This window comes from Flavobacterium sp. KBS0721 (genome assembly GCF_002007065.3).
Classification (GTDB): Bacteria; Bacteroidota; Bacteroidia; order Flavobacteriales; family Flavobacteriaceae; genus Flavobacterium; species Flavobacterium piscis.
Genome location: NZ_CP042170.1, coordinates 3,562,539 through 3,587,916, shown reverse-complemented (window position 1 = coordinate 3,587,916; position 25,378 = coordinate 3,562,539). Strand labels below are relative to the sequence as shown.

General features: G+C 34.9%; 21 protein-coding genes. 12 read left to right on the top strand and 9 right to left on the bottom strand.

Annotated elements, in window-relative coordinates; genetic code table 11:
* Window positions 1-29: 29 nt before the first annotated feature.
* Together B0M43_RS15565 and ligD are read left to right on the top strand one after the other, a co-directional pair.
* Complete coding sequence (locus B0M43_RS15565) at window positions 30-512, top strand: hypothetical protein (RefSeq protein ID WP_078007417.1); 483 nt, start codon at window positions 30-32, stop codon at window positions 510-512.
* On the top strand, window positions 499-3,078 hold the full coding sequence (gene ligD, locus B0M43_RS15560; RefSeq protein ID WP_078007418.1) for a DNA ligase D: 2,580 nt from the start codon (window positions 499-501) through the stop codon (window positions 3,076-3,078). Before B0M43_RS15565 ends, ligD begins: the two co-directional genes overlap by 14 nt.
* On the opposite strand, the gene B0M43_RS15555 is transcribed toward ligD, so the two are convergent.
* From B0M43_RS15555 to B0M43_RS15540, 4 genes are all read right to left on the bottom strand, one after another.
* A complete protein-coding gene (locus B0M43_RS15555) occupies window positions 3,075-3,845 on the bottom strand; it encodes a Ku protein (RefSeq protein WP_065449769.1) in 771 nt (256 codons plus the stop codon). The two genes, ligD and B0M43_RS15555, sit on opposite strands and share 4 nt — an antisense overlap.
* A gap of 9 nt (window positions 3,846-3,854) precedes the next feature.
* Window positions 3,855-4,223 (bottom strand): STAS/SEC14 domain-containing protein, encoded by a 369-nt coding sequence (locus tag B0M43_RS15550; RefSeq protein ID WP_065449768.1) that lies wholly within the window; start codon window positions 4,221-4,223, stop codon window positions 3,855-3,857.
* A gap of 266 nt (window positions 4,224-4,489) precedes the next feature.
* A complete protein-coding gene (locus tag B0M43_RS15545) occupies window positions 4,490-4,969 on the bottom strand; it encodes a hypothetical protein (protein ID WP_078007419.1) in 480 nt (159 codons plus the stop codon).
* A gap of 2 nt (window positions 4,970-4,971) precedes the next feature.
* Complete coding sequence (locus B0M43_RS15540; RefSeq protein WP_078007420.1) at window positions 4,972-5,928, bottom strand: heme-binding domain-containing protein; 957 nt, start codon at window positions 5,926-5,928, stop codon at window positions 4,972-4,974.
* Window positions 5,929-6,327: 399 nt separating this feature from the next.
* Between B0M43_RS15540 and B0M43_RS15535 the strand changes: the two genes are divergently transcribed.
* Window positions 6,328-7,446, top strand: a complete 1,119-nt coding sequence (locus tag B0M43_RS15535) for a LytTR family transcriptional regulator DNA-binding domain-containing protein (protein WP_078007421.1) — start codon at window positions 6,328-6,330, stop codon at window positions 7,444-7,446.
* 152 nt (window positions 7,447-7,598) lie between these two features.
* Here B0M43_RS15535 and B0M43_RS15530 read toward each other — a convergent pair whose 3' ends face one another.
* From B0M43_RS15530 to B0M43_RS15520, 3 genes are all read right to left on the bottom strand, one after another.
* The gene (locus B0M43_RS15530) at window positions 7,599-7,859 is read right to left on the bottom strand and encodes a hypothetical protein (protein ID WP_123921808.1); all 261 of its coding nucleotides are present in this window, start codon (window positions 7,857-7,859) and stop codon (window positions 7,599-7,601) included.
* A gap of 756 nt (window positions 7,860-8,615) precedes the next feature.
* Window positions 8,616-9,383, bottom strand: coding sequence for a methyltransferase domain-containing protein (locus B0M43_RS15525; protein ID WP_078007422.1), 768 nt, complete (start codon window positions 9,381-9,383; stop codon window positions 8,616-8,618).
* Window positions 9,384-10,294: 911 nt separating this feature from the next.
* On the bottom strand, window positions 10,295-10,735 hold the full coding sequence (locus B0M43_RS15520) for a response regulator (protein WP_210418028.1): 441 nt from the start codon (window positions 10,733-10,735) through the stop codon (window positions 10,295-10,297).
* Window positions 10,736-11,107: 372 nt separating this feature from the next.
* Between B0M43_RS15520 and B0M43_RS15515 the strand changes: the two genes are divergently transcribed.
* The 8 genes from B0M43_RS15515 (at window position 11,108) to B0M43_RS15475 (ending at window position 20,380) form a co-directional block, all read left to right on the top strand.
* On the top strand, window positions 11,108-12,070 hold the full coding sequence (locus tag B0M43_RS15515) for a GlxA family transcriptional regulator (protein ID WP_078007424.1): 963 nt from the start codon (window positions 11,108-11,110) through the stop codon (window positions 12,068-12,070).
* A gap of 75 nt (window positions 12,071-12,145) precedes the next feature.
* Window positions 12,146-12,712, top strand: a complete 567-nt coding sequence (locus B0M43_RS15510; protein WP_078007425.1) for a cysteine hydrolase family protein — start codon at window positions 12,146-12,148, stop codon at window positions 12,710-12,712.
* 415 nt (window positions 12,713-13,127) lie between these two features.
* Window positions 13,128-13,790, top strand: a complete 663-nt coding sequence (ribB, locus tag B0M43_RS15505) for a 3,4-dihydroxy-2-butanone-4-phosphate synthase (protein WP_078007426.1) — start codon at window positions 13,128-13,130, stop codon at window positions 13,788-13,790.
* A 3-nt stretch (window positions 13,791-13,793) separates the two neighbouring features.
* The gene (locus B0M43_RS15500) at window positions 13,794-14,366 is read left to right on the top strand and encodes a Crp/Fnr family transcriptional regulator (RefSeq protein WP_210418027.1); all 573 of its coding nucleotides are present in this window, start codon (window positions 13,794-13,796) and stop codon (window positions 14,364-14,366) included.
* An 899-nt stretch (window positions 14,367-15,265) separates the two neighbouring features.
* The gene (locus B0M43_RS15490) at window positions 15,266-15,739 is read left to right on the top strand and encodes a DUF4625 domain-containing protein (protein ID WP_078007605.1); all 474 of its coding nucleotides are present in this window, start codon (window positions 15,266-15,268) and stop codon (window positions 15,737-15,739) included.
* A 9-nt stretch (window positions 15,740-15,748) separates the two neighbouring features.
* Window positions 15,749-18,181, top strand: coding sequence for a TonB-dependent receptor domain-containing protein (locus B0M43_RS15485; protein ID WP_078007428.1), 2,433 nt, complete (start codon window positions 15,749-15,751; stop codon window positions 18,179-18,181).
* Between the two features lie 31 nt (window positions 18,182-18,212).
* Window positions 18,213-19,121 (top strand): DUF4625 domain-containing protein, encoded by a 909-nt coding sequence (locus B0M43_RS15480; protein WP_078007606.1) that lies wholly within the window; start codon window positions 18,213-18,215, stop codon window positions 19,119-19,121.
* A gap of 44 nt (window positions 19,122-19,165) precedes the next feature.
* Entirely contained in the window at window positions 19,166-20,380 is a 1,215-nt protein-coding gene (locus B0M43_RS15475; RefSeq protein ID WP_078007429.1) for a hypothetical protein, read from the top strand.
* Window positions 20,381-21,179: 799 nt separating this feature from the next.
* On the opposite strand, the gene B0M43_RS15470 is transcribed toward B0M43_RS15475, so the two are convergent.
* A complete protein-coding gene (locus B0M43_RS15470) occupies window positions 21,180-22,877 on the bottom strand; it encodes a ribonucleoside-diphosphate reductase subunit alpha (protein ID WP_065449756.1) in 1,698 nt (565 codons plus the stop codon).
* 18 nt (window positions 22,878-22,895) lie between these two features.
* Window positions 22,896-23,870, bottom strand: a complete 975-nt coding sequence (locus B0M43_RS15465; RefSeq protein WP_065449755.1) for a ribonucleotide-diphosphate reductase subunit beta — start codon at window positions 23,868-23,870, stop codon at window positions 22,896-22,898.
* 600 nt (window positions 23,871-24,470) lie between these two features.
* Here B0M43_RS15465 and B0M43_RS15460 point away from each other — a divergent pair.
* Window positions 24,471-25,025, top strand: coding sequence for a GNAT family N-acetyltransferase (locus tag B0M43_RS15460; RefSeq protein WP_078007430.1), 555 nt, complete (start codon window positions 24,471-24,473; stop codon window positions 25,023-25,025).
* Window positions 25,026-25,378: the final 353 nt, after the last annotated feature.

Below are 25,378 nucleotides of genomic sequence, written 5' to 3'. Positions count from 1 at the left end.
TTCTTTCTCATAAATAAAATCATCTTATCATGGATATTTATACTTTTTTTCAATTAATAATCGTTACAATCGCAGCCACATCGGCCATGACTTTATTTAGCTATATTGTATCAGCGACTTTTCGGGAATTGTACAAAGAGCCTGTTTTATTAACGTTCATGTTAAGCAAACTCCATCTTGAGTTATCAAATAATGTAAAAGAAACGTTAGCGTGGTTATTGCATTATTTTATAGGTTTTCTTTTTGTTCTGTCTTATTATTTTTTATGGATCAACAATATTGTACCCATTTCTTTTCTAACAGCTTTTTTACTGGGCTTTGTTAGCGGAATCATTGGAATTATTGGCTGGATCATTATGTTTAAAATGAGCAATCATAAACCTAAGATCGATTTTAAAGGTTATTATTTTCAGTTGCTTTTGGCTCATATCATTTTTGGTCTGGTTGCAACAGGTATTTACACCCTTTCATTAACTGTTTTAATCTTAACAAACGCACATGTCACTGTCTAAATACAATCAAAAAAGAGATTTTAAACAAACTCAGGAACCAAAAGGCAAAATCGAAAAATCAGTAAGCAAACTAATCTTTGTGGTACAAAAACATGCCGCTTCGCACCTGCATTATGATTTTAGGTTAGAAATGGATGGCGTTCTTAAAAGCTGGGCCGTTCCTAAAGGTCCGTCTATGAATCCTGATGATAAACGTTTGGCGATGATGGTCGAAGATCATCCGTACAGCTATAAAGATTTTGAAGGCACAATACCAGCAGGAAATTACGGTGCCGGAAATGTTATTGTTTGGGACAACGGTACTTATACTCCGGACGAGCCTACAGAAAATGCAGAAAAAACCTTACTGGCAGATCTTAAAAAAGGACATTTGAGTTTTATTTTAAAAGGGAAAAAATTAAAAGGAGAATTCTCATTGATCAAACTAAAAGGCAAACAGGAAAATGCCTGGCTGTTAATCAAAAAACAAGATCCAAATGCAACAGAAAGTGACATATTAAATCAAAATAAATCAGTTATCACTGAAAGGACTTTAGAAGAATTAGAGAAAAATTCTCAAAAGATGAATGAAAAAACCAGTAAAAAAAAGGCTTCAAAAAATAATTCTGCATCAGCCGAAGAACCTGCCGTTTTTATCAAACCCATGTTAGCCAATACCAAAGAAAAAGCATTTGATAATGCGGATTGGGTTTTTGAAAACAAATATGATGGTTACAGGGCTGTTGCTGTAATTAATCCAACTGATGTACAATTATTTAGCCGAAATGAATTATCTTTTAATGCTAGTTTTAAGCCTATTGCAGATGAATTGCAAAAAATAGATCATATAGCTGTTTTAGACGGCGAAATTGTAGTAGAAGACGAAAACGGAAAAGCGAATTTTCAGCTGCTTCAAAACTATCTCAAAACAGGTTTTGGAACTTTAAAATATTATGTTTTTGATCTTCTTAATTTAGACGGAAATCTCATCACTGATTTATCATTGCTGGAAAGAAAGGAATTGCTGAAAATTCTATTCAATAAATACGACTTTACCAATATCTTTTATTCGGAACATACCGTAGAAAAAGGTTTGAACCAATTCGATCTTTCGATAAAAAACAAAGGCGAAGGTATTATTGCCAAAAAAGCCGATAGTACTTATATCCCCAGTAAAAGAAGCAGCGAATGGCTCAAAATTAAAATTTCGAATGAAGAAGAAGCTATTATTATTGGAATTACAGAACCCAAAAAATCCAGAAAATATTTTGGGGCCATTTTACTGGGCCAATATTACGGCAAAAGACTTCAGTTTATAGGAAAGTGCGGAACCGGTTTTACAGATTCTACCTTAAAAGAACTGTATACAAAGCTGAAACCTCATTTTGTAAATGAATCTCCGCTTAACGAAAAAATTGCGCTTAGGGATGAAATTCAATGGGTAAAACCAAAGCTGGTTTGTCAGGTTAAATTTTCAGAATGGACAAATGATAAACATTTAAGACATCCTGTATATCTGGGTTTAAGAATTGATAAAAAAGCTACTGAAGTTTTTGTTCCTTCAAACACTAAATCAAATATTGAATTAGCTGCCAAACCGGATAAAAAAATACAGGATAAAAAAACAAAAGCAGACACAATGAAAGAAAATCCAACTCCAACCACAGAAAACGATTACGATTTAAAAATAGGAAAAACTACCTTGCATCTCACCAATCAAAACAAAGTTTATTTTCCTGAAGATGGTATTACCAAAGGAGAAATCGTGCAATATTATAATGAGGTGGCCGATTTCATACTTCCTTATCTAAAAGATCGTCCGCAATCTATGAATCGTTTTCCTAACGGAATCAATGCGCCAGGATTTTATCAAAAAGATGTCGACGTTGATAAAGTTCCTTCCTGGCTCAAAACCAAAAAAATCTTTTCAGAATCAAATGAAGAATACCTTAATTATCTGATTTGTAATGATAAGGCGACTTTACTTTATATGGCAAATTTAGGATGTATCGAAATGAATCCGTGGAATTCGACCATCAAACACGTCGAAAATCCCGATTGGCTTGTTATCGACATTGATCCCGAAAAAGATGATTTTGAAGAAGTGGTGAAAACAGCCTTAACCGTAAAAGAAGTTCTCGACGAACTCGAAACCGAATGTTACTGCAAAACTTCAGGAGCAACAGGTTTACACGTTTATATTCCGCTGGGCGCGCAATACGATTATGATTCGATTAAAATTTTCGGAGAATTACTGGCCATCGAAATCCATTCGCGTTTGCCCAAAACAACTTCTTTAGAACGAAGTATCAAAAAAAGAAATCATAAAATATACATCGATTACCTACAAAACCGACGCGGACAAACTCTGGCATCGCCTTATTCTGTAAGACCTAAGCCCGGAGCAACAGTGTCAACACCGTTAGAATGGAGCGAAGTAAATTTGAAACTGCATCCCTCGCAATTTACAATCAAAAATGTACTGAAACGTTTTGAGAAAAAAGGAGATTTATGGCAGCCCGTTTTAGGAAAAGGTGCCAATATCAAAAAGATATTACACAAGCTGGAAAACAAAAATCCTCATTAAGAGGATTTCTTTTTTTCCAGACTTGCTTTTAGCATCGCCATCAAATCGTCGCTTTGTTTGTGAACGACTTTTAATTTTGGTGCAGCTTGTTTTTTGCCCTTTGCTTTGTTCTTGATAATTTGCAAAAGTTTAGCCGTATATTCATCTTTATAAGCACTTATGTCGAATTTCTCTGTTAGCTGATCGATCAGTTTTTCGGCCATATCCATTTCTTTCGTCGCTTTTTTAGATGCGGCAGGCAGTTTTAATTCTGCTGTGTCTCTTATTTCCTGCTCAAAACGAATTCGGTTTAAAAGAATGACGTTTTTGTAAGGTTTTAAAATCGCAAGACTTTCCTTATTACGCAAAACAAAACTCGTTACCCCAACTTTACCGGATGCTTCAAGCGCATCTCTGAGTAAAGCGTAAGCATTCATCGCACCTTTGTCAGGCTCAAGATAATAAGGCTGTTCGTAGTAAATGCTATTAATTTCTTTTTCTAAAGCAAAACTCTGAATGTTGATTGTTTTGGTTTTCTCAGCATCAGCAGCTTCAAAATCAGCATCTTCAAGAATAACATATTTGTCGTCTATTTTATACCCTTTTACAATATTGGCATACGCCACTTCTTTGCCGGTATTTTCATTTACCCTTTTGAATTTGATGTTGGCATGATCTTTTTCATCCAGCATATCCATGTCAATACTGCTTTCCTGCACAGCAGAAAATATCTTAATGGGAATATTGATTAACCCAAAACTAATCGATCCTGTCCAGATTGCTCTCATAACCTTAGTTTATAAAGTTGAATTTCCTTCGACCCATTTCAGGGCTTTATTAAAAGCTAGTTTTTTAAAACCACGTAATTCACCCGTACTATTAAAAGTGAATTTGTCATTAAAATTCATTTCCTCCGAGTCTGAAACAATAGCGACTCTATTCCAGTTTTCAAACTGCTGTAACCCTAAAACAGCATCCTGAAACCAAACATTTTCAGTAAAATTCGGTACATCTGTATCTAGTGCAAATAAAAAATTAATTTCATTGGATTCTTTTGACAATCCTTCTAATTCAGGCAGCACAACACTTTTAAAATCAGCTGTTGTTACCTGACCCAAAGCTCTAAAAGCAATTAAATTTTTCGCTGTTTCTATTTTATGTATCATAATGATTATGGTTTGATTTGATGTTCTAATAATTTATATTTCAGAGGATTAAAATTAATTCAGAACACATCAGAAAATTTTACACGATTATAGGTAGAGATTACAAAACTTCAATAGTTAGTTAAAGAATAGTAAGCGATTAAAGGATTGTTTTTACGCAGATATTACAGATTATTGAAGATTTAATTCAGAGAATAATCTGCATATATCAGCTTAGATCTTTTTAAATCTGCGTGAAAAAATCTATTATAAATGTTTTAATTAATTCATAATTGAGGCACATTTTCCTTTTTTTGATTCAGTAATTCCTTAATTCTATGAGCATTCCCGAGAGTGTCTTTTTGAATTTCCATTTTGTTTCCCTCAAATTTTTGATAGTTAAAACCTTCTTTTTCTCCATTAGATTCCAGAATTTCAAGCGATACTAATTTTCCCGGAATCATGGCGCCAATCCAGTTAGGATCTGCCTTTTGATGCCACGTAATCCATACTAATTTTTCACCTTCTTGAAGTTTTAATTCGTTCGATTTCAATCGTTCTACTGTTTTTTGATTTCCGTAGAGCAATGATGTAGTATGCTTTTTATTGTTGATTGAAGAATTGATCACCTGCAAACCAGAAACTTTATCCAGCATTGCATCCGGTAATGAAGCCTCTTTATTCAAAGCCGTGTCATTTGTTTTATCTGAACAGGAAAAAAGAAAAAAGAAAGTAAGAATTCCTGTAAAATAGAATATCGTTTTCATATTTATTGACGTATTGGAAGTGTGAATACATAATCGTTTTTTTCCATAGGCTTGTGGCAATTCATACATTCGATTACAAAATCGGCCCTTTTACCATACGGAATCAATTCCGGAGTTTTGAATCGCGAAAATCCCCAGCCATTTGTTTTTTTATATTTGATGTGATCCTTAGCCATAAATTCGACTTGTTTAAAAGCGCCCTGAGAAATATTCCCATTCTCATCCTCAATTTCATCATAAGCCGCTTTTGCCAAAATAGAACCGTCCGGCCACGGGTTAACTTTCTTGTCTTTAATTGCTTTTATGGCAATATCATTTCCGTAGATAATTCGCATTGTTCCGTTATCAAGACGTTGCGTTGTACTTACAACAGCCCAGTTTTTATAATCAGCTATGTACGCAATCCCGTTTAGTGTTTTTGGTATTTTAACTGAATTTTCAGCCTTTTTCAATTCTTCAGTTTGATTGTTTAATGCTTTTATTTTCGCAGTATCCTGAGGTTTATTATGTACTCTTAAGCCCCATATATAATTTTCAAGTACTTTGAGATCTTTTTGAGATAATTTTGCCTGCGGATGTGCCAATGTATAACTCTGCAAAGGCATTGCTCCCTGAGAAACCTGATTGACAGATTCCCACAGTTTTGCCTTTTGATCTGCCGGCGATAATTGATCCCATTCAGAAAAATTGAGTCCGCTCCTGCCCTCTTTTATATGTTGGGTAACAAACCACGCCACGGGAACGATTTTATCATACCAACTTAAATTGGTTTCGTTTGAATGGCAATCATAGCAGGAATTTCTTAAAATAGTCTGCACTTCATGAGGTACTTTTAAATTTCCCGTAACCGGTGGATTTGTAATTACAGGACGTATAAATTGTATGCCTGCAAAAATCAAAAACACAATTAGCAACGAAATCACGATGACCTTTTTTTTGTATGTTTTTTGCTTTTTCATTTTGGATGTTTTTCTATTTAATAACGAATCTGGAACTCAGTTTAAAACTGTAAAAATCAAAATCAGGGAAACAAAAACGTTCTCATTTTGAAATTTCATAAGGCAAATAAAGCGCTGAAACCTCAATAAAATCAAAGGAAATAGCGCGAAAGGGAAAAAATGAACTTAAAGGGGAATAAATAGAATTGAATAGAATGTGGCTTTCTGCTAACAATATTTATTCAAAGATTAACCTTGATTTAAAACCCTGTTTGAATTTATTCCGATTAGATAGCACTATGTTTTTAATAATAAAAAGACCTTCTTTAATTCAACAAAAATAGGATTGCTGTGTTTTAAAAATAATTACATCCAACCGATTATTATAATTAAATTTGGCTCATCAATTTCAATATTCTTATGAAGAAAGACAAGCTTTATCTTTTTACTTTTTTATCATTACTTGTTGTCGTATACATTTGCGGATACTTTAGCATGAATTATTTGGTAGGTTTAAGTACGGAGCAATTTCTAAAAATTCAGATTGAGTCCAGTAAAAGAGAAGCCAAAGAAATGGCCAGCCTGATTTCTTTACAAGCGCAACAAAATAGTGATAGAAAGGTAATCATTAATAACGTACAAAAGAGCATCGAAAAAACCGACACTCAAACGGGTTTTATCTGTATGTTTGATAAAACCGGAAAAGAAATTTGCCATCCTAATCCGGAAAAAATTGGCCGAATGACAGGTCCTGACGAATCGTATATTTCGACAACACATAATGAAGTAAATCCTGAAGATTTTTATTCGTATCTAAAAAATAAAACCGAAGGCGGTGGCATCAGAAACTATAACAATCCCAAAAAAGATGCTGAAATTATCTACCTCTATCCCGTTAAAAATACCGATTGGATTATCGCTTCGCACGCCAATCTTCAAAGTATCAATAAACAGGTACAGGATTTAAAATTCTATTTTATTCTCGTTTATATCAGCACCGGCGCTCTGATTGTTTTGCTTTCTTTTTTTATGATCCGTCTTTTTGGAAGCCGATACGAAAGAAAACTGGAGCAGAAAAATGAAAATCTTTTTAATGAAGTTTTAAACCTATCGAAACTCAATTATGATTTAACCAGTTACAAATCAAAACTAGAATCGAATGAGCAATTAAAGGTTCAGGATATTTCTGGTTCTACTGCGAATAAAAAGAGGATTTTAACTCATCTGAAAAACGAAATCGTCCCGCTCGAAATAGAACAAATCGCCTATATTTATATGGAGAATACGATCACTTACGTGAAAGATGTAAACGGAAAAATCTCTACAAGTAACAGCAGCCTCGAAGAGATTTACAGCGAACTGGACAATGCCACTTTTTTCAGAGCCAACAGACAATTTATTTTGGCTATAAAATCGATAGATAAAATTTTGAAATATGGCAATAACCAACTCAAAATTGAAGTTGTTCCAAAGTCTCCAATCGATGTTATCATTAGCAAAAACAAAGCTGCAGAATTTAAAGCATGGCTGAACAAATAGCAAAAGGCGAATATTTAAAATCAAATTGAACAAATATTTTACAGAAAACAAATCCCCTCTGAATATCTAAAACTTATATGTCGCTCCGATGGAGCTTTATTTCTAAATCAATATCAAATAGCTATAAATATATCGCTCCAATGGAGCTTTTTTTATAAAGGAATTTTATAATGCTCCCGTTTTTGTTCCATCGGAACACCTCGTCGGTAGCTCAATAAATATGGATTTTTTTTACGTTCTGTAGGAACGTTTGATTTACAAATAATAATAAAAACATATACAAATACATACACGATTTCTACCGATGAGATGTTCCTATGAAACAAATTGTTGTTGACGATACATTGTTTTGGGTTAACTATTTCTGATGTTTGAGCCAGTGTCAAATCGAGAATATTACTATTTACCAACATTAAATTAAAAATCAGTAATCGTTAATCTTCAATCTAAAAATCTCTTAACTTAATAACATTTACCTGTAGAGACGACATATTGATCGAAAATTAAGACATACAACAAGGAGACCAAGCGGGGACGAAATATTAAATTACGGAAATCAAAAAAAAGGAAGATTTCAAAAAAATCATAATCATTTTCTAGTCCCAGAGGGACGACATATTTATAGAAAAATTAAAACACACAACAAAAAGCCCCAGCGGAGCGAAATATAAAATTCCGGAAATCAAAAAAAAGGAAGATTTCAAAAAAATCATAATCATTTTCTAGTCCCAGAGGGACGACATATTTATAGAAAAATTAAAACACACAACAAAAAGCCCCAGCGGAGCGAAATATAAAATTCAGGAAATCAAAAAGGGGAAGATTTCAAAAAAATCATAATCATTTTCTAGTCCACAGATTAAAGGATTAAAATGATTTTTTCATGCAGATCTGGCAGATTTTATTTAAATAATTATCTGCAAATATCTGCTTAGATCTTTTTAAAATCTGCGTGAAAAAATATTTAAACACATAGCTTTGCGACCATTCTATGCGGTAATATTTCAAGTGAAATGACTTTTAAGCGACCCTAAATAAAAGCTATGTTGCTATGCGTTTAAATAATAGACAAAGATTTAAACATTTTTTTCTCGCCGATCTTGCAGATTAAGCCGATTTAAAAAATCATTTTAATCCTTTAATCTGTGGCAATATTAAAAAACTTATAGCTACTTTTTCCTACCATAAAGCAAAAGCCTCTTAAACGAATAAATCGCCGGCAGTTTCGGGAAATACTCCGCAATCCTCTCTTTATAAGTTGTAATAAAAAGCGCTTTCTGTTCCCCCTCCAAACGTTCTATATACGGAATCAAAGCCGAACCCGATATAAAATTATAAAGCGTTTCATGATCGTTCGCAATTATGGGATATACTTTTTGCAGGATTTGAATATCTTCAAGCCCGCCATCAAACAGAATTTGGGCATATTCGTCGATACTCAAAACTGGGGAATCTCTTTTGTAGTCTTTCAAATACGATTTAAAAGGTTCTTCATCTACCAATTCGGCAAGAATTTCATTGAGTTTATTTTCCGGCTGAACCGGCATTTGTACGGCAAATTGTCCTTTTGAGTTTAACAGTTGTATCAATTCCGGGAACAAAGTTGCATGATCATTTGACCATTGCAAAGCCGCATTACTAAAAATCAAATCCCATTTTTCGCCCGAAGCTAAAGTTTCTTCCGTGGTTGCTTTTCTAAAATGCAAACGATCTGTTGCTAAAGCTTTAGATTTTTCCAGCATTTCTGCCGAAGAATCTACGCCCAAAAAATCGGCTTCTTTGAATTTATCGGCCAAAATCGCCGTTTGTTCTCCCGTACCACAGCCCAAATCAATGGCTTTCATTCCGTTTACAGGTTCAATAAATTCAGCCAAATCATAAAAAGGCTGATAACGAATATTTTTAAACTTATTATAGATTTCCGGATTCCAGGGCATTTTATCTCACTTTAAAATTTCATTCGATCCCGAAAAATTCGCAATCAAAGTAAAATTTGGTTACTAAAAACTAAGATACAAAATTGTTATGGGTTTTATGAGGAGCCTGATCCAGCTCCCCAAGTTTTGGTACTATATCTTTTATTTTTCTAAAGAAAGAAGAAATAATAACGCTTCTCCCAAAACTAATTCTCAATGTAAAGACAGCGCGGATTTGCAATCATGAGTGTGCGATACTTTTAAAACGGGCTGAAAACCCAAAAAGCAATAGCTTACTGCAACGTACTACGAATGAAATCAAAAGGGGAAATTGCCCTGAAAGGGGAAAAGAAAATTAAGCATAAGAGGCAAAGAAAAAGGTGTTTCGAGTAGAACATCGTGTAAAATAGGTAAACGCGCTTTTTAAAATTAGGCTTCCGCCCTTACAGGGCTTAAAATTATAATCGTTTTTTATTGATAGTGCTTCGCACCATGCTATCGCTAAGGCTCTTTCAGAGCAATAGGTTTCAAACACTTATAATTTGCAATCCGTGCCTGTTGGAATATTAAAGTAATTTTTAGATTATCGTTATTAAACTTTATGATATACTTTGTGGACACGGATAATCCACTAAAATTTATTGTAAACAATTATACCGTTAAATAAAAAACCAACCACCAAGTATAAATACCTGTTTTACAAAACCTCCATAAAAACAAAAAGACGATACACTTTCAGCATATCGTCTTTCTATTAATTAAACAAATTGTAAACTATTAAACCGGCAAAATAATATGAAACTCCGCGCCAATATTTTCTTCGGCTTTTGAGAAGATGATGCCTTAACTTATTGAAAACAGCACATTTCAAATCTATCGAAATTGCTTCTATAAGTTATTTAAAAAAAACCTATTTCCTTATTTTTTCAAAATTAAACCGTGATAACAAAAGTCTCAATGCTGGCATCTGATAATTTTTCTGTCCAATCTAATTCGATGACCTTTTTTAATAATATCTTTAAATCATTAAAAGCTAGAGGTTTTACAACATAAGCGTTAGCACCTAATCCGAAAGTACTTTTAATACCGTCTACAGTGGCAGAGGTAGAATAAATGGCGATAACCGGAATATCTTTGAACTTATCATTTTCACGAATTTGCTGTAAGGTTTCAAAACCAGATAATATTGGCATATTGAGATCCAGGAAAATAATATCCGGAATAGGGAGATTGGCATCATAAAGACGATCCAGAAGTTCTACACCGTTTTTACAAAATTCGATGGGATAATCGAGATCGAGATCTTCAAGAGCTTCGGCAAAGAAATCCCTGTCATCTTCGTCATCGTCAGTAAGTAAAATCTTGATGTTCATTTTCGCATTCATGATTGGGTCGCGTTGGACTCAAATATACGCTTAATTAAAGATCAAATCACTGATTAAAAGTAATTTCCTTACATTTTTAGTTAAAAGCACCATCAATGTTTCAAAAAATGCGATTTCTACATCTTTTTCTATTAAAATTCTGAATGTATTTGATGTTACTATTCTTACTCTATTTTAAATGTTCTTTTTTAGATAATCAATATTAGCTTTACTTAAAGTAAAAGCCTGTTCGTGTTTGATTCAGATTTTAAAAATGAAATGAATCCCTCTTTTCGATCATTCAAAATGAGGAAAACAAAACCTACTTTTGTAACTATTTTAAGTGGTTCAATTGCACAACCTTCTCAAAAATTCTGAAAAATGAAAGACACTATAACAACAATTTATTTTTACATTCCTCAGCAAGTTACGCTTCTTGATTTAAGCGGCGTTGTAGAAGTTTTTCAGGAGGCAATAGGTTTAGGACTTCAGTATCAGTTGAAATATATTAGCAGTCAATCATCTGTAATTTGTTCTTCGGGATTAGAATTGGCAGCACTCACCCACTTTTCTAAAACGAATCCGCAGGAAAATGATATTGTTGTTATTTCCGGAAGCAGCACACATCAAATCGATCTGAATGCCGAAGATGCTTCGTTTTTTGAATGGCTTCAGAAAGTAAACAAAAATGAAACCACCATTTGCAGCATTTGTTCCGGCGCTTTTCTTTTGGCGAAAGCCGGACTTTTAGACCATAAAGAATGTACGACGCACTGGAAACTTGTGGATAAACTCAAAAAAGATTTTCCGCTTGCCCAAACACAAAGCAATACTTTATTTACTCAGTCCGGAACTATTTATACCAGCGCCGGAATCATAACCGGAATCGATCTTGCATTGCACATTATCGAACAGCGGCACAATAAAGAAATCGCGGCGACAATTGCCAAAGAATTGGTCGTCTATAAAAGAAGACACGGAAACGACGAACAGGAAAGTGTTTATCTGCAAAACCGAAATCATCGTGACGAAAAAATTCACGTCATTCAGGATTGGATTATTTCAAACCTTGATAAAACAGCTACAATTGATTTTCTTGCCGAATTGGTTCACATTGGCCCGAGAAATCTAACCCGAATTTTCAAGAAACAAACCGGAATTACCATCGCCGAATATCGAACGAAACTTAGAATCGAAAAGGCAGAAAGTCTGCTCACTAATGCTGATTATAAGATAGAACATATTGCACATTTGTGCGGTTATAAAACCTCGAAACAATTGCGTGTCGTACTCGAATCTCATCTTGATACTTTGCCTTCAGCAATAAAAAATAAATGGTCTTAAAACGACTATCGTTTGTCCTTTTTTGATCTTTAACAGAAAGGTAAATTTGCGTCTAATAATCTAATTGATAAAAAGATGAAGCTTAGAGACCAAGATACAGCCCTTATTTTAATTGATGTTCAGAAAGGTTTTAATGAAGAAAATTATTGGGGCGGAAACCGCAATAACAAAGATGCCGAAACAAAAATGGCTCAGATTCTCGAACAATGGCGAACGCTAAAATTACCAGTTTTTCATATCGTGCATAGTTCCATACATTCCGATTCGAAACTCCACGCTTTACAGCCGGGATTTGAAATCAAAAACGAAGTAAAACCAATTGTTGGCGAGCCTGTAATTTCAAAAAATGTCAACAGCGCTTTTATCGGAACTGATTTAAAAGAAAGACTCGACAATCTCGGAATCACCACACTGGTAATTGTAGGACTTACCACAAATCATTGCGTGTCGACAACCACAAGAATGGCGGGGAATTATGGTTTTGATGTCTATCTAATTTCTGATGCCACAGCCACCTTTGACAGAGTGGGCATCAATGGCGAAAAATACGATTCGGAATTAGTGCACCAAATATCATTGGCGAGTTTGCATAACGAATTTGCAGAAGTTATCGATACTAAAACACTTCTTACACTAGTTTAGAAGTGCTTTTTTGCCACGAATTTCACTAATTCTCACTAATTATTATGGGATTATTTAACCACAAATTACGCAAATTTTCGCAAATTTATTTTGTCTTTCTTTGTGTTAATGATCGCCACGAATTCACGAATTTTCTCTAATTTCTTTTCCAATTTTTGAGTTTAAAACAATACTCTAAATCAATCTTTATGCGCATTATTAAAAAATAATTTGCGGAAATTTGTGTAATTTGTGGTTTCCCCCATTCCCTTATAATAGTTAGTGAAAATTCGTGAAATTCGTGGCGACCTTTTTTTCGCGTCACACTTAAAATTCGGAGCCAACTAAAAAGCTCATTTTATTGACCTACATCAAACTTTTGCATAGTAAACAATTCTAGATTTGCTGCTCATTAATTTAAAATACTTAAAACAAAATGATCAGCACACTAACCTATCCTTTAGAGAAATTTGGTTTAACCAGCATACAACGCGTAGAAAATGCTTTACAACATTTACAAAACGGAAAAGGGATTTTATTAACCGATGACGAAGACCGTGAAAACGAAGGCGACCTGATTTTTTCGGCACAACATATAAACGTTCAAAACATGGCAATGATGATTCGCGAATGCAGCGGAATCGTTTGCCTTTGTTTGCCTAACGAAAAAGCAGACCAACTCGAATTGCCTTATATGGTTCAGGAAAATACAAGCAGTTTTCAAACTCCGTTTACCATTACGATCGAAGCAAAAGAAGGTGTAACCACAGGAGTTTCGGCAGCAGATCGCATTACCACAATTAAAGCTACAAGCGCTGTAAATGCAAAAGCAACAGATTTAGCCAGACCCGGACATATTTTCCCTTTACGCGCCAAAAACAACGGCGTTCTCGAACGAAACGGCCATACCGAAGGCAGCGTAGATTTGATGAAATTAGCAGGTTTACAACCCGAAGCTGTTTTATGCGAATTAATGAATGAAGATGGCAGTATGGCGAAACTGGACAAAATCATTAGCTTTGCAGAAGAACACGATTTGGTAGTATTATCTATTGAAGATATCATTTATTACCGCAAATTTGTGAGAGATTATAAGTAACAAATGATATACGAGCAGCTTGGTGATTATATAAAAAATCGTATTGAGGTTTCTGATGAAAACCTGAATACGATTTTGTCTTATTTTAAACCTTTAAAACAAGACAAAAATGACCTTTTGCTTTCGGCGGGACAAACCAGTCAGCATACTTATTTTGTGGGCAAAGGCTGTTTGAGACTCTATTTTATCAATGAAGAAGGAAAAGATGTTACCCGATATATTGCATTCGAAAATCAGATTGCTACAGCATTAGTGAGTTTTATTACCAAATTACCTTCTTTGGAATATATTCAGGTTATCGAAAAATCGGACCTTTTGTACATAAGCCACGAAGATTTTAATCACCTGCTCAAAACCATTCCGGAATGGATGCCATTTTATTGTTCGTATTTAGAAAAAGCCTACGTAAATAATACCAACAGACTGATGTCGTTTACCACCATGGATGCTTTAGAACGCTACCAATGGCTGCTTAAAATAAATCCAACGATTGTAAAACGATTACCCAACAAAATCGTAGCCTCGTACATCAATGTCTCCCAGAAAACCCTAAGCCGACTGAAATCTAAGTTTTGATTTAAAAATCATTCTTTATTCTTAATTCTTTACTCTTTACTCTCTCTATCTCAATAATTATTATATTTTTTTTAATGAAACAATGTTGCATTTGTAAATAAGAATTTTATATTTGCAACAATATTGCATTATCAATATCGATTTATCTGAATGAAAAAGAATTTTAAAATTTTAAATCTTTTTATGCCGCTAATAGTAGTATTTGCTATACTATTTCCGGCAATACATTCGTACGAACACATACAAAGCCATAATGTTGCGCATAAATGCATTAAGCACCAACATCACACGGCAAAAACCGAATTTAAAATTCAAGATCATTCGAATGAAGAATGCGCTATTTGTCATTTTAAATTTAGTCCTGTTACTACTTTTGAATTTGTTACGTTTCAGTTTTACAAAAACAGTACAATAATTAATTTTACCTGTTTTTATTCAAAATCATTTTCCGCATTTTTTAAGGGTTCTCTATTCTCTCTGAGAGCACCTCCTACTTTCTAAAACCCAAAAAAGTAAATCATTTCATTATGCGAATTGATTTGTATTTATTTGTTTAGAATCAAATAATGCCGGAAAAGTAATTCACTTTTTCTAATCATTACTATTTCATTTTTCTTGCAAAAATTTGCATAGAAACAGTTTCGCTTATTTTAAAACGTAAAATTTTCCCTTACGGGGAATAAAACTACGTTGTCTAAAATCAGATTAAAAATTAGTAATACGCCTTATTTTCTATAAAAATAAATTCAATATTCTAATTGAATCAGCACTTCGCACGACCTATTTTCCCAATTCACAATTCACAATTCACAATTAATAATTAATAATTAATAATTAATAATTGTTTCCTGTTTCCGTAACTCAATTTTCTAAATATGAACCCTTTAAAAATCAACAAAATGAAGCAAACCAAAATTCTTGTAGTCGTTTTACTAAGTGTTTTCGCTCTCGCCTCCTGTAGCAGTGACAACAACGAAATTGACACCGAATATCCTGTAATTGATAATTCCGCTACAAATGCATTCCCAATACAATGCAGCGAAATTACACGCGGACAAAAAATTACTTTCAGAGCAAAATTTACAGACAATGCCGCTTTGGGATCTTACAGTCTTGACATTCACCACAATTTTGATCATCACACGCATAGTACCGAAGTCAATAATTGTACTGCAGATCCTATCAAAAAGCCCGTAAATCCGCTGTTGTATATCAATTCGGTTACAATTCCAAACGGACAAAAAAGTTACGAAGCAATTCAGGAAATCACGATTCCAACCGATATCGATCCGGGCGATTATCATTTCATGATTCGTTTGACTGATAAAGAAGGCTGGCAAACGATTAAAGGCTTAAGTATTAAAATTTTATAATTGTTTTTGATGAACGAAAATAAACCGAATTTATTACCTCAATTACTGCTGTTGCTTTGTTGTTTTGCTATAATTCCAAAAGTTGCAGCGCAATCTGTTCGGGTATCAGGCAGCGTATTTTCTGATGGTCAGAAACCGTTGGAGGGAGCTATTGTAACGCTGTATCCTTCTGCTATAAGTACTCTTACAGATCAAAAAGGGAATTTTTTCTTTGCCCAAATCCCTAAAGATTCTCAGAAATTATCAGTGAGTCATTCCGCTTATTCGCTTTATGAAATGAAACTTTCTTTGGATCAAAATTCAAATACAATTCCTCCTGTTTTTTTACATCCTGAAATAAAACAATTGCAGGAAGTTGTAATTACAGATCAATATGAATCGCGTCGAAAAAAACAGGAATCCCTTACTATCGAAAGCGTTAACAGCAGTTTTATCCAGCGAAATCTCAGCGGAAGCCTAATGCAATCCTTGCAAAGAATTCCTGGAGTTAAAACGATTTCTATTGGTTCCGGAGGTTCAAAACCCCTGATTCGCGGACTGAGTTTTAATCAGGTTATTGTGGTTGAAAATGGTATCAAACACGAAGGCCAGCAATGGGGTGCCGATCATGGTTTAGAAATCGATCAATATGCCGTAAATCGGGTTGAAATTATCAAAGGACCATCTTCTTTTATGTACGGATCTGATGCGATTGGCGGGGCAATCAATATAAAACCAGTGCCTTTTCCTGCTCAGCATGTTTTGGGCGGAAGCGTTGATTTTACCGGAAAGAGCAACAACGAACAATTTGGAGGCTCTTTTAATTTATTTGGCCGAAATGAAAAATGGTTTTTCGATACCAGAATAACCGCTATGGATTATGGCGATTACCGCGTACCAACTAATATAGTGCAGGTTTATAACTACGCTGTTCCCCTTTACAAAAATCATTTGCGCAATACAGCTGGTCGTGAAATGGATGTACACGGAAGTGTAGGTTATGTTTCTGATCGCCTTAAATCGGTTTTTTACATAAGTAATATTTACACCAAAAGTGGCTTTTTTGCCAATGCTCACGGACTTGAACCCCGAAACGTTGACACGGAACTTCACGACAAATCGACCCGTGATATTCTGATGCCTTTTCAGGAAGTTACGCATACTAAAATTAGTAATACGACTTCCTTTACATTGGGAATTCATAAACTAGAAACACAATTGGGTTTTCAGCAGAATTTCCGTCGCGAATGGAGTCATTATGTCAATCATGGTTACATGCCGCCTATTTATCCTGACGATATGTATGCGCCAAAGGACTTGGAAAGACAATATGATAAAGAAGTTTTTTCTGTTGCTTTTAAAGATGAGTTTTCGTTAGGTAAACATCAATTTACCGCAGGTTTAAATGGCGAACAGCAGCAAAATGCGATTAACGGCTGGAGTTTCCTGATTCCTGCTTTCAAACAATCGAACGCAGGATTATTTGTTTACGATAAATTTCAGCTCAATGATTTGTGGCTGCTTCACGGTGCCATTCGGCTCGATCATGGTCAAATCGAAATGAAACCATACACTGATTGGTTTCAAAGCGAAGTCACCGAAAACGGTCAGACTACGCAGCAATACTTACAACGATCTCAAGAACTTACCCGAACTTTCAATAGTTTCAACTGGTCAGCAGGTGTTAATTATACGCCAGGGCAATTATCGCTTAAAGCCAATTTGGGAACAAGTTTCAGAATGCCAATTGCCAAAGAACTGGCTTCAAACGGCGTGAATTATCATTATTTCAGGTTCGAAAAAGGAGATCCTAATTTATCGGCAGAGCGTTCGTATCAGTTAGATCTTGGTATGGAATGGCAGGAAAACAAATGGTCGGTACAGCTGAGTCCGTTTTTTAATTATTTCCCCAATTACATTTACCTCAATCCTACTTCGCAGCATGATATTTATTACGGCGCAGGCAATCAGGTTTTTGAATATGAGCAAAGTAAAGTGATGCGTTACGGCGGCGAATTACAAACCCGTTATCAGTTTCTGAAAAATTTAAGCGGTGAAATTCTGGCTGAATATCTTTATTCGGAACAATTGTCCGGGAGCAAAAAGGGCTATACACTTCCCTTCTCTCCGCCGGCTTCGGTTTTATTTGGGATGACTTACAATCCGGAAATCAAAAATTTAAAAGACACTTATTTCTCACTTGATTATCGGTATACGGCGCAACAAAATCAAATTGTTCCACCCGAAAGAAAAACTGCAGCCAGCAACGTGTTCAATCTCGCGATGGGAACCAAAGCAAAAGCAGGACAACAGGATTTTATTATTAGCCTTCAGGTTCAGAATTTATTCAATACAAAATACCTCAATCATACCAGTTTTTACAGGTTGATCGAACTTCCTGAAGCCAGCAGAAACATTATTCTATCGGTAAAAATTCCCTTTTTAATACATAAATCAATTTAATATGAATTCAATTAACAAACCTCAATTCCTTATGAAAAAAGCAAAATTATTTCTGCTGTTTTTTGTTGTTGCCACTGGATTTACAGCCTGTAACAACGACAATGACGACAACAACGAAGTTTTAAAACCAACAGCCACCAATGTTGAAATTGGAACTGGCAATAACAAAAAAGCCTTAATTGGACGTGATTTCCATTTTAATGCTGATGTTCTTGCTGGTGACAAAATCGCCGATGTACAGATTAAAATACTTCCAAAAAAAGGCGAAACCTATTCCAAAGACTGGAAGTTCGAATTGTCTTTTGCAGAATACAAAGGCGCTAAAAATACCAATGTACACAAACATTTCAATATTCCTGCCGACGCTCCCGAAGGTAAATTTGATTTCTCGTTTATTGTTCTGGATGAAAACGGATCGCAACTCGAAATAAAAGAAGAAGTTACCATTACAGATCCTGCCAATATGCCTGCTGATCCGCTAATTGGCCGTGATATGCTTTCGCGAAATGACGATCTTATTTATTATATGGAAACCTGGGTAGAACCGGAATTGATCTTCAAAAAGAATGATAAGATTACGGCGCATGCACAAGTAAGCCAGATTATGGGCGACGGAATATTATATTCGGTTTTAATCAAAAAGAGCCTGAATTACCATCCTGAAAGTATTGATAATCTTGATTTCAAAAAAGTTATAGTGATCTCAAAAGTAGAACATAAAGGTCTTGCTCCGGCTTCAAAAATTGCTACGCTGCAAAAAATAAATGATGTCTGGGGTGGTGAAAGTATCGTTGTTGGCGCTGATAAAGATGCCGAAGGAAACCCAACCACGGCAGACAAATCTTGGCAATCAGGGCAATACAATTGGGTTATTCTTTACAAAAATACCTCTTATAATTTGAGTGTTTACAAATCAATGCCTGTTACCATCAATTTTTAATCTACAAATTTTTTAAAACCTAAATTAATTTAAACACGTTTACTATGAAAAATAATTATTTCAAGCTCATTTTCCTATTCGCTTTATCCATTTTTGCAGTCTCTTGTAGCAATGACGATGACAATACCACCGAAACGCCAGAAGAAACGCTTGCTGAATACAAATATTTACGAATATTACTTTCTGACGAAAAAACCACAGCTATAACATTAGTAAATCCGGTTGATGCGACGATCACTTCTTTTAATGCTAAATTTGCAAAATCAGCGCTTTATACTACAGAATCAGGAAGATATGCCGGAATTGTACACCGGGCAGACAATACAGTTGAAACTTTTGACAGCGGATTCGAAAGTCACGGCGATCATGTTGATGTAGACGGAATTCCAAAATTTGGTGCCTTAACAGGACAATCGCTTTTGCCAACGCATTTTAAAAGTAAAATGGGAGAATTGCTGACTTTCAACGATGGAGACGGAAGTTTATCTGTTGCGAAAGAATCTGAAATCAATACTGCAGGGGCAAAATTTAAAGTGATTAATGCTGGTTTATTGGCGCATCACGGTGCCATGGCAACTTTCTCAAACGGAACTTATGCCATTACGCAAAAAGACAATTCGGTTGCGGGAACATTACCTGAAAAAGTAAAAATTATCGATAATGCAGGAAAAACGTTATTCGAATCAACTGTTGCAACAAAAGGAATCCACGGAAATGCTTCTGACGGAACTTACGCCGTTTTTGGTTCTGCAAGTGGTGTTCTTGTAGTAGAAAGTTCAGGAAAACAAAAACTGATTGCACTTCCTGAAGATTTTGGAACTGCCTGGTTTGGAACAATTTTAGAAACTAAAGCCAAAGGAAAATTCATAGGATTTACTGCCGCAAAAGGCGCTTATTTAATTGATGTTGCAGCTGCAACGATAAAACCAATTTTGCAAAGCACCAAAATTATGCAATGCAAAGTAAGCTACAACAACAGCAAATTAGGAATTCTATTGTTTTCTGGTGAATTTAAACTATTCAACTTAACGAGTTTACAAGTTGAAAAAGAAGCAAAAGTAATTCCGGAAACAGCAAGCGACGCCACATCAAAACCACAAATTCAGTTAACAGAGAATTTTGCTTATATCACTTCTCCAAGCACAGGAGAATTGTTTCAGCTGAACTTGTCGACTATGGCAATTGCAAAGAAAATCAAGGTTTCGAATACGCCTTATACCATTACTATTTTAGGTTTTGAAAATAGTAAAAGCCATTAGGTTTTTGTTTTTTTAGTTTGAAAGAGACTGTCTGTAAAAAGGCAGTCTTTTTTGTTTTATTACTATTGAATCATTTTAGCAGCGTATCTTTTGTCATATCATACTCGGAACTCGCCAAAGATTGGTGATATTCTTTGTAGCATTTCTTGTGTGATCTCTCCCTTCGGTCGAGATGACAAGATTGTGGTAACTTTTTGGAACGTAAATCTTCAAAGACCATCGCTAATTATGTCATTTTTTTGTCATCTCGACCGAAGGGAGAGATGACAAGATTGTGGTAACTTTTTGGAACGTAAATCTTTGTCAAAGACCATCACTAATTATCTCATTTTTTGTCATCTCGACCGAAGGGAGAGATCACACTCGGAACTCGCCAAAGATTGGTGATTTTCTTTGTGGTATTTCTTGTGTGATCTCTCCCTTCGGTCGAGATGACAAGATTGTGGTGACTTTTTGGAATGCAAATCTTTGTCAAAGACCATCGCTAATTATCTCATTTTTTGTCATCTCGACCAAAGGGAGAGATCACACTCGGAACTCGCCAAAGATTGGTGATTTTCTTTGCGGTATTTCTTGTACGATCTCTCCCTTCGGTCGAGATGACAAGATTGTGGTGACATTTTTTTGTCGAGTTACTTGCGGAGATCCCTCGTTCCTCGGGATGACAAAAATGCGATGACAAACTTTGACAAAGATGCCGCACGCTAAAAAAAACCAGCGAAAACCCGCTTAACCCGTAAAATCCGTGGGCCAAAAATTGCCATAAAAAAAAGGCTGTCTAAACAAACAGCCTTTACTTTTATGATTCGCAACTACTACACGTTACCAAACTCGTAACTAATTCTTTAGATACACTTTGGCTGCGTTGGTAATACAAACTTTTGATTCCTAATTGCCACGCTTCGATCAGTAAACGGTTTACTTCTTTAATTGGTAAATCCGAAGGGATATTCAAGTTAATGCTTTGCCCCTGATCTACATATTTCTGACGGATGGATGCCTGCTGTACAATCTCTAACTGACTGATTTCTTTAAAGGTTTTAAAGACATCTCGCTCATTTTGACTCAATTGGCTCATGTGCTGAACGCTTCCGCCATTTAGCATGATTTCTCTCCAAACTTCTTCATTATCCAGCCCTTTTTCTTCTAATAATGCTTTTAGGTATTTATTTTTACGCATAAAATTACCTTTGCTCAAACCGGCTTTATAGTAATTACTGCTAAAAGGCTCAATTCCTGGCGAAGTTTGCCCTAAAATAGCCGATGATGAAGTCGTTGGGGCAATTGCCATTGTCGTGGTATTACGTCTTCCGTATCCTTTTAGCAATTCAGGTTCGCCGTAAATACGTGCTAAATCCTGAGTGGCTTTATCGGCTTTGTCACTGATATGTTTGAAAATTTCTGTGGTTTTCATTTTGGCTTCAAGACCTTCAAACGGAATCATATTTTTTTGCAAATACGAATGCCATCCTAAAACTCCTAATCCGAGTGCGCGGTGTCTTTTTGCAAAACGATTCGCTGCTGCCAGATAATAGTTGCCTTCGGTTTTTTCGATAAATTCCTGTAAAACGGCATCAAGGAAAAAGATCGCTAATTTTACCGCTTCAGTATCTTTCCACTCTTCATAGAGTTCCAGGTTCATTGAAGAAAGGCAGCAAATAAACGATTCGTCAAAACTTGACGGCAACATGATTTCGCTACACAAATTACTTGCATTAATACGCAGGTTTTTGTCTTTATAAACTTGTGGTTTGTTCTTGTTTACGTTATCACTAAAAAAGATATAAGGCAATCCTTTTTGCTGACGGCTTTCGAGAACTTTGGCCCAAACTTGTCTTTTATCTGCATCACCATCAATCATTTCCTGCATCCAGTAATCGGGTACACAAATTCCGGTAAACAAATTCTGAATTGGATTTCCGATGCTTTTTATCTTCAAAAACTCTTCGATATCCGGGTGATCTACATCTAAATAAGCTGCAAATGCTCCTCGGCGAACGCCACCTTGCGAAATGGTATCCATTGTCGTATCAAAAAGTTTCATGAAGCTTACCGCTCCACTACTCTTTCCGTTATCGGTTACGGCGCTTCCTCTTTCGCGCAATTCTCCAAAATATCCGGATGTTCCTCCACCAATTTTGGTTTGCATGATTACTTCACCTAATTTATGCGTAATTCCTTCGATTTCATCCGGAACGTGGACATTAAAACAAGAAATTGGCAAACCGCGTTCTGTTCCCATATTGGCCCAAACAGGTGAACTAATACTCATCCAGCCGCGTTCGATCATTTCTACAAAAGACTCTTTTAATTCGGGTTTGTACAATCTTTTTGCTGCAGCGGTACAAATTCTGTCAATTGCACCTTCTACAGTTTCACCTTTTAAAAGATATCCACGATTTAAAATTTGCTCACTTTCAGAGTTTTTCCACCACATTTTATTGTCTGCTTCGCTTAACGGAGCGCTGTTTCCTGAAATTGTATCTATTGTATTCATAATTGTAATTTGCTGTTTTTAGAAAAGGTCGTTTGCCGTAATACTTTTGTCGTGTTTGGTATATTCTACAGGTCTTTTGGCAAAGAAATCATCAAGACTGTTGGCAAAAACTTCTTCTTCGAACCATGCCATTGCTTTATAATCATCGGCAGGAACATTAAATATTGTTGGAATATTGATTTGAGTCAGACTTTCATCTATTCTAAATTTCATGAAGTTGACCAAATCTGCTTTTTTGATTGTTTCGATTTCACCATCTTCAAAAATCCAGTCTAATATATCTGCTTCTACATTGATCGAATCCTTAACCGTTTCTCTGATAAGCGTTAAAGTTTCTTCATCGAAATAATCCGGGAATTCTTCGCGTATTTTATTTACAATATAAATTCCGCCATTGGCATGAATTTGTTCGTCGATAGAAGTCCATGCGATAATGTTACTCACATTTTTCATATATCCTTTAAACCTTGTAAACGACAATAAAATCGCAAATTGGCTAAAAAGTGATACATTTTCGATCAGAATGCTGAACAATATCAGCGAAACCACATACTTTTTATTGTCTTGTGATTTGGTATCTTTTAATACATTCGAAAGATAATCGACACGTTTGCGGATTACCGGAATTTCCATCAGTTTTTCGAATTCATCATTATAACCTAAAACCTCCAAAAGACGCGAATAAGCCTCAGAATGCCTGAATTCACATTCAGCAAAAGTACTTCCTAATCCGTTGAATTCCGGTTTTGGGAAATGCTCGTAAATATTACCCCAAAAACTTTTTACTGCTACTTCAATTTGAGCAATGGCCAACAAACTGTTTTTGATCGCTGTTTTTTCGGCTGCATTCAAATGCGAATGAAAATCCTGAGTATCAGCAGTAAAATCGACTTCGGAATGCACCCAATATGCTTTATTTATGGCTTCTGTAAATTGCAATACTTCTGGATACTCAAAAGGTTTATAATTGATTCTTTTATCGAAAATAGACATATGTATAATATTAAATGGTGACTTATTAGTGATAAAAATGATTCGTTTATTTGGGGATTTCAAAGACATTTCTATACTTACAAAATTAACCTACAGTTCTTCTTCCAACCACCTTTTGATGTTAAAAATCCATCCAATTATCAACAGCTTCAAGCCTCTTAAAATTGATGTAAAATTTACTTTTTATCAACAGCATCATAATAATCCGTAACAGCCGAAACATCAGCTATTTAAAATAAATCTAAATAGAGTTATCAACATAAAAAAAACCTTCAATATCACTTTCAAAAAAAACAGTTATCAACAATCCACTTTCAAAAAGTAGTCTTTTTAATACATAAAAAAGGTTCGCCTAAAAATAATCATGTCTCGATAACTCATTTTTGTTACTGTGCTTTTTAGGCTAACAATTGGTTATTTCACAACTTAAAAAAACAAATAACTAATTGATTATAAATATTTTAAATTTAAATTTTATTAAATTATGATTTTGAAAGTTTTATCGAAAATTTAAAAATCGTGCCTATTTATCGCATTATTTTAAAGAAAAGAATCAATACTTAAAACTTACCGTAATTTTGTACTCTTAAAATACATATCATGATTATTAGAAAAGCAACTATTGAAGATTCTGAAGCGATTGCCAAACATTTGTTGCTGGCAATGGAAGAAATCATTTATAAATTCATTGGCGAAAAAAATCCTAAAACGGCCTATTATTTCCTGCTTCATTTTGTTGAATATGAAAGCAACCAATACTCGTATCAGAATTGTTTTGTAGCCGAAGAAAACGATGAAATTGTAGGAGCTGTTTCTATTTATGACGGAGGAAAATTACATGAACTGCGTAAACCTATTATTGATTATGTTCGTCTTAATTTTAATCCTGATTTTAGTCCTGAAAATGAAACGCAAAGCGGAGAGTTTTATATTGATGCGTTAGGTGTAAGTCCAAATCATCAGGGAAAAGGAATTGGTTCTCAATTATTGCAGTTTTTGATTGAAGAATTTGTAACCCAAAACAAGCAGACTTTAGGTTTATTGGTTGAAGAAGGAAATACGGGTGCTAAGAAACTATATCTTAAATTAGGGTTTAAAGCGGTTGGAGTAAAAACTTTGGTTGGGAAAACTTTGGAACATCTTCAGATTTCTTAATTTTTGTTTCAAGTTTCAGGTTTGAAATGAGCATACTTTGTCATTTTACCGCAAAGAGCGCTAAGATTTACGCAAAGTTCGCAAAGCTTTGCATTCAATCTATTTTTTATAATCGCGCATTCTATGATAAAATGCGCGAAATTCTAGGTAATTAATCAAAAAAAAATACTAATCTAGCAAAGTTCGCAAAGCTTAATTAAAGACAAAGCTTTGCGAACTTTGCGTTTTTATTAAAACCTTGCTTAATAAAAAACTTTGCGCTCTTCGCGGTTAAATCTACGCAACGAGAAGCATTCTTCCCTCTTAACAAGATTTTTACTAAACGACTACCCGAAATATGTGTTAAGATTACC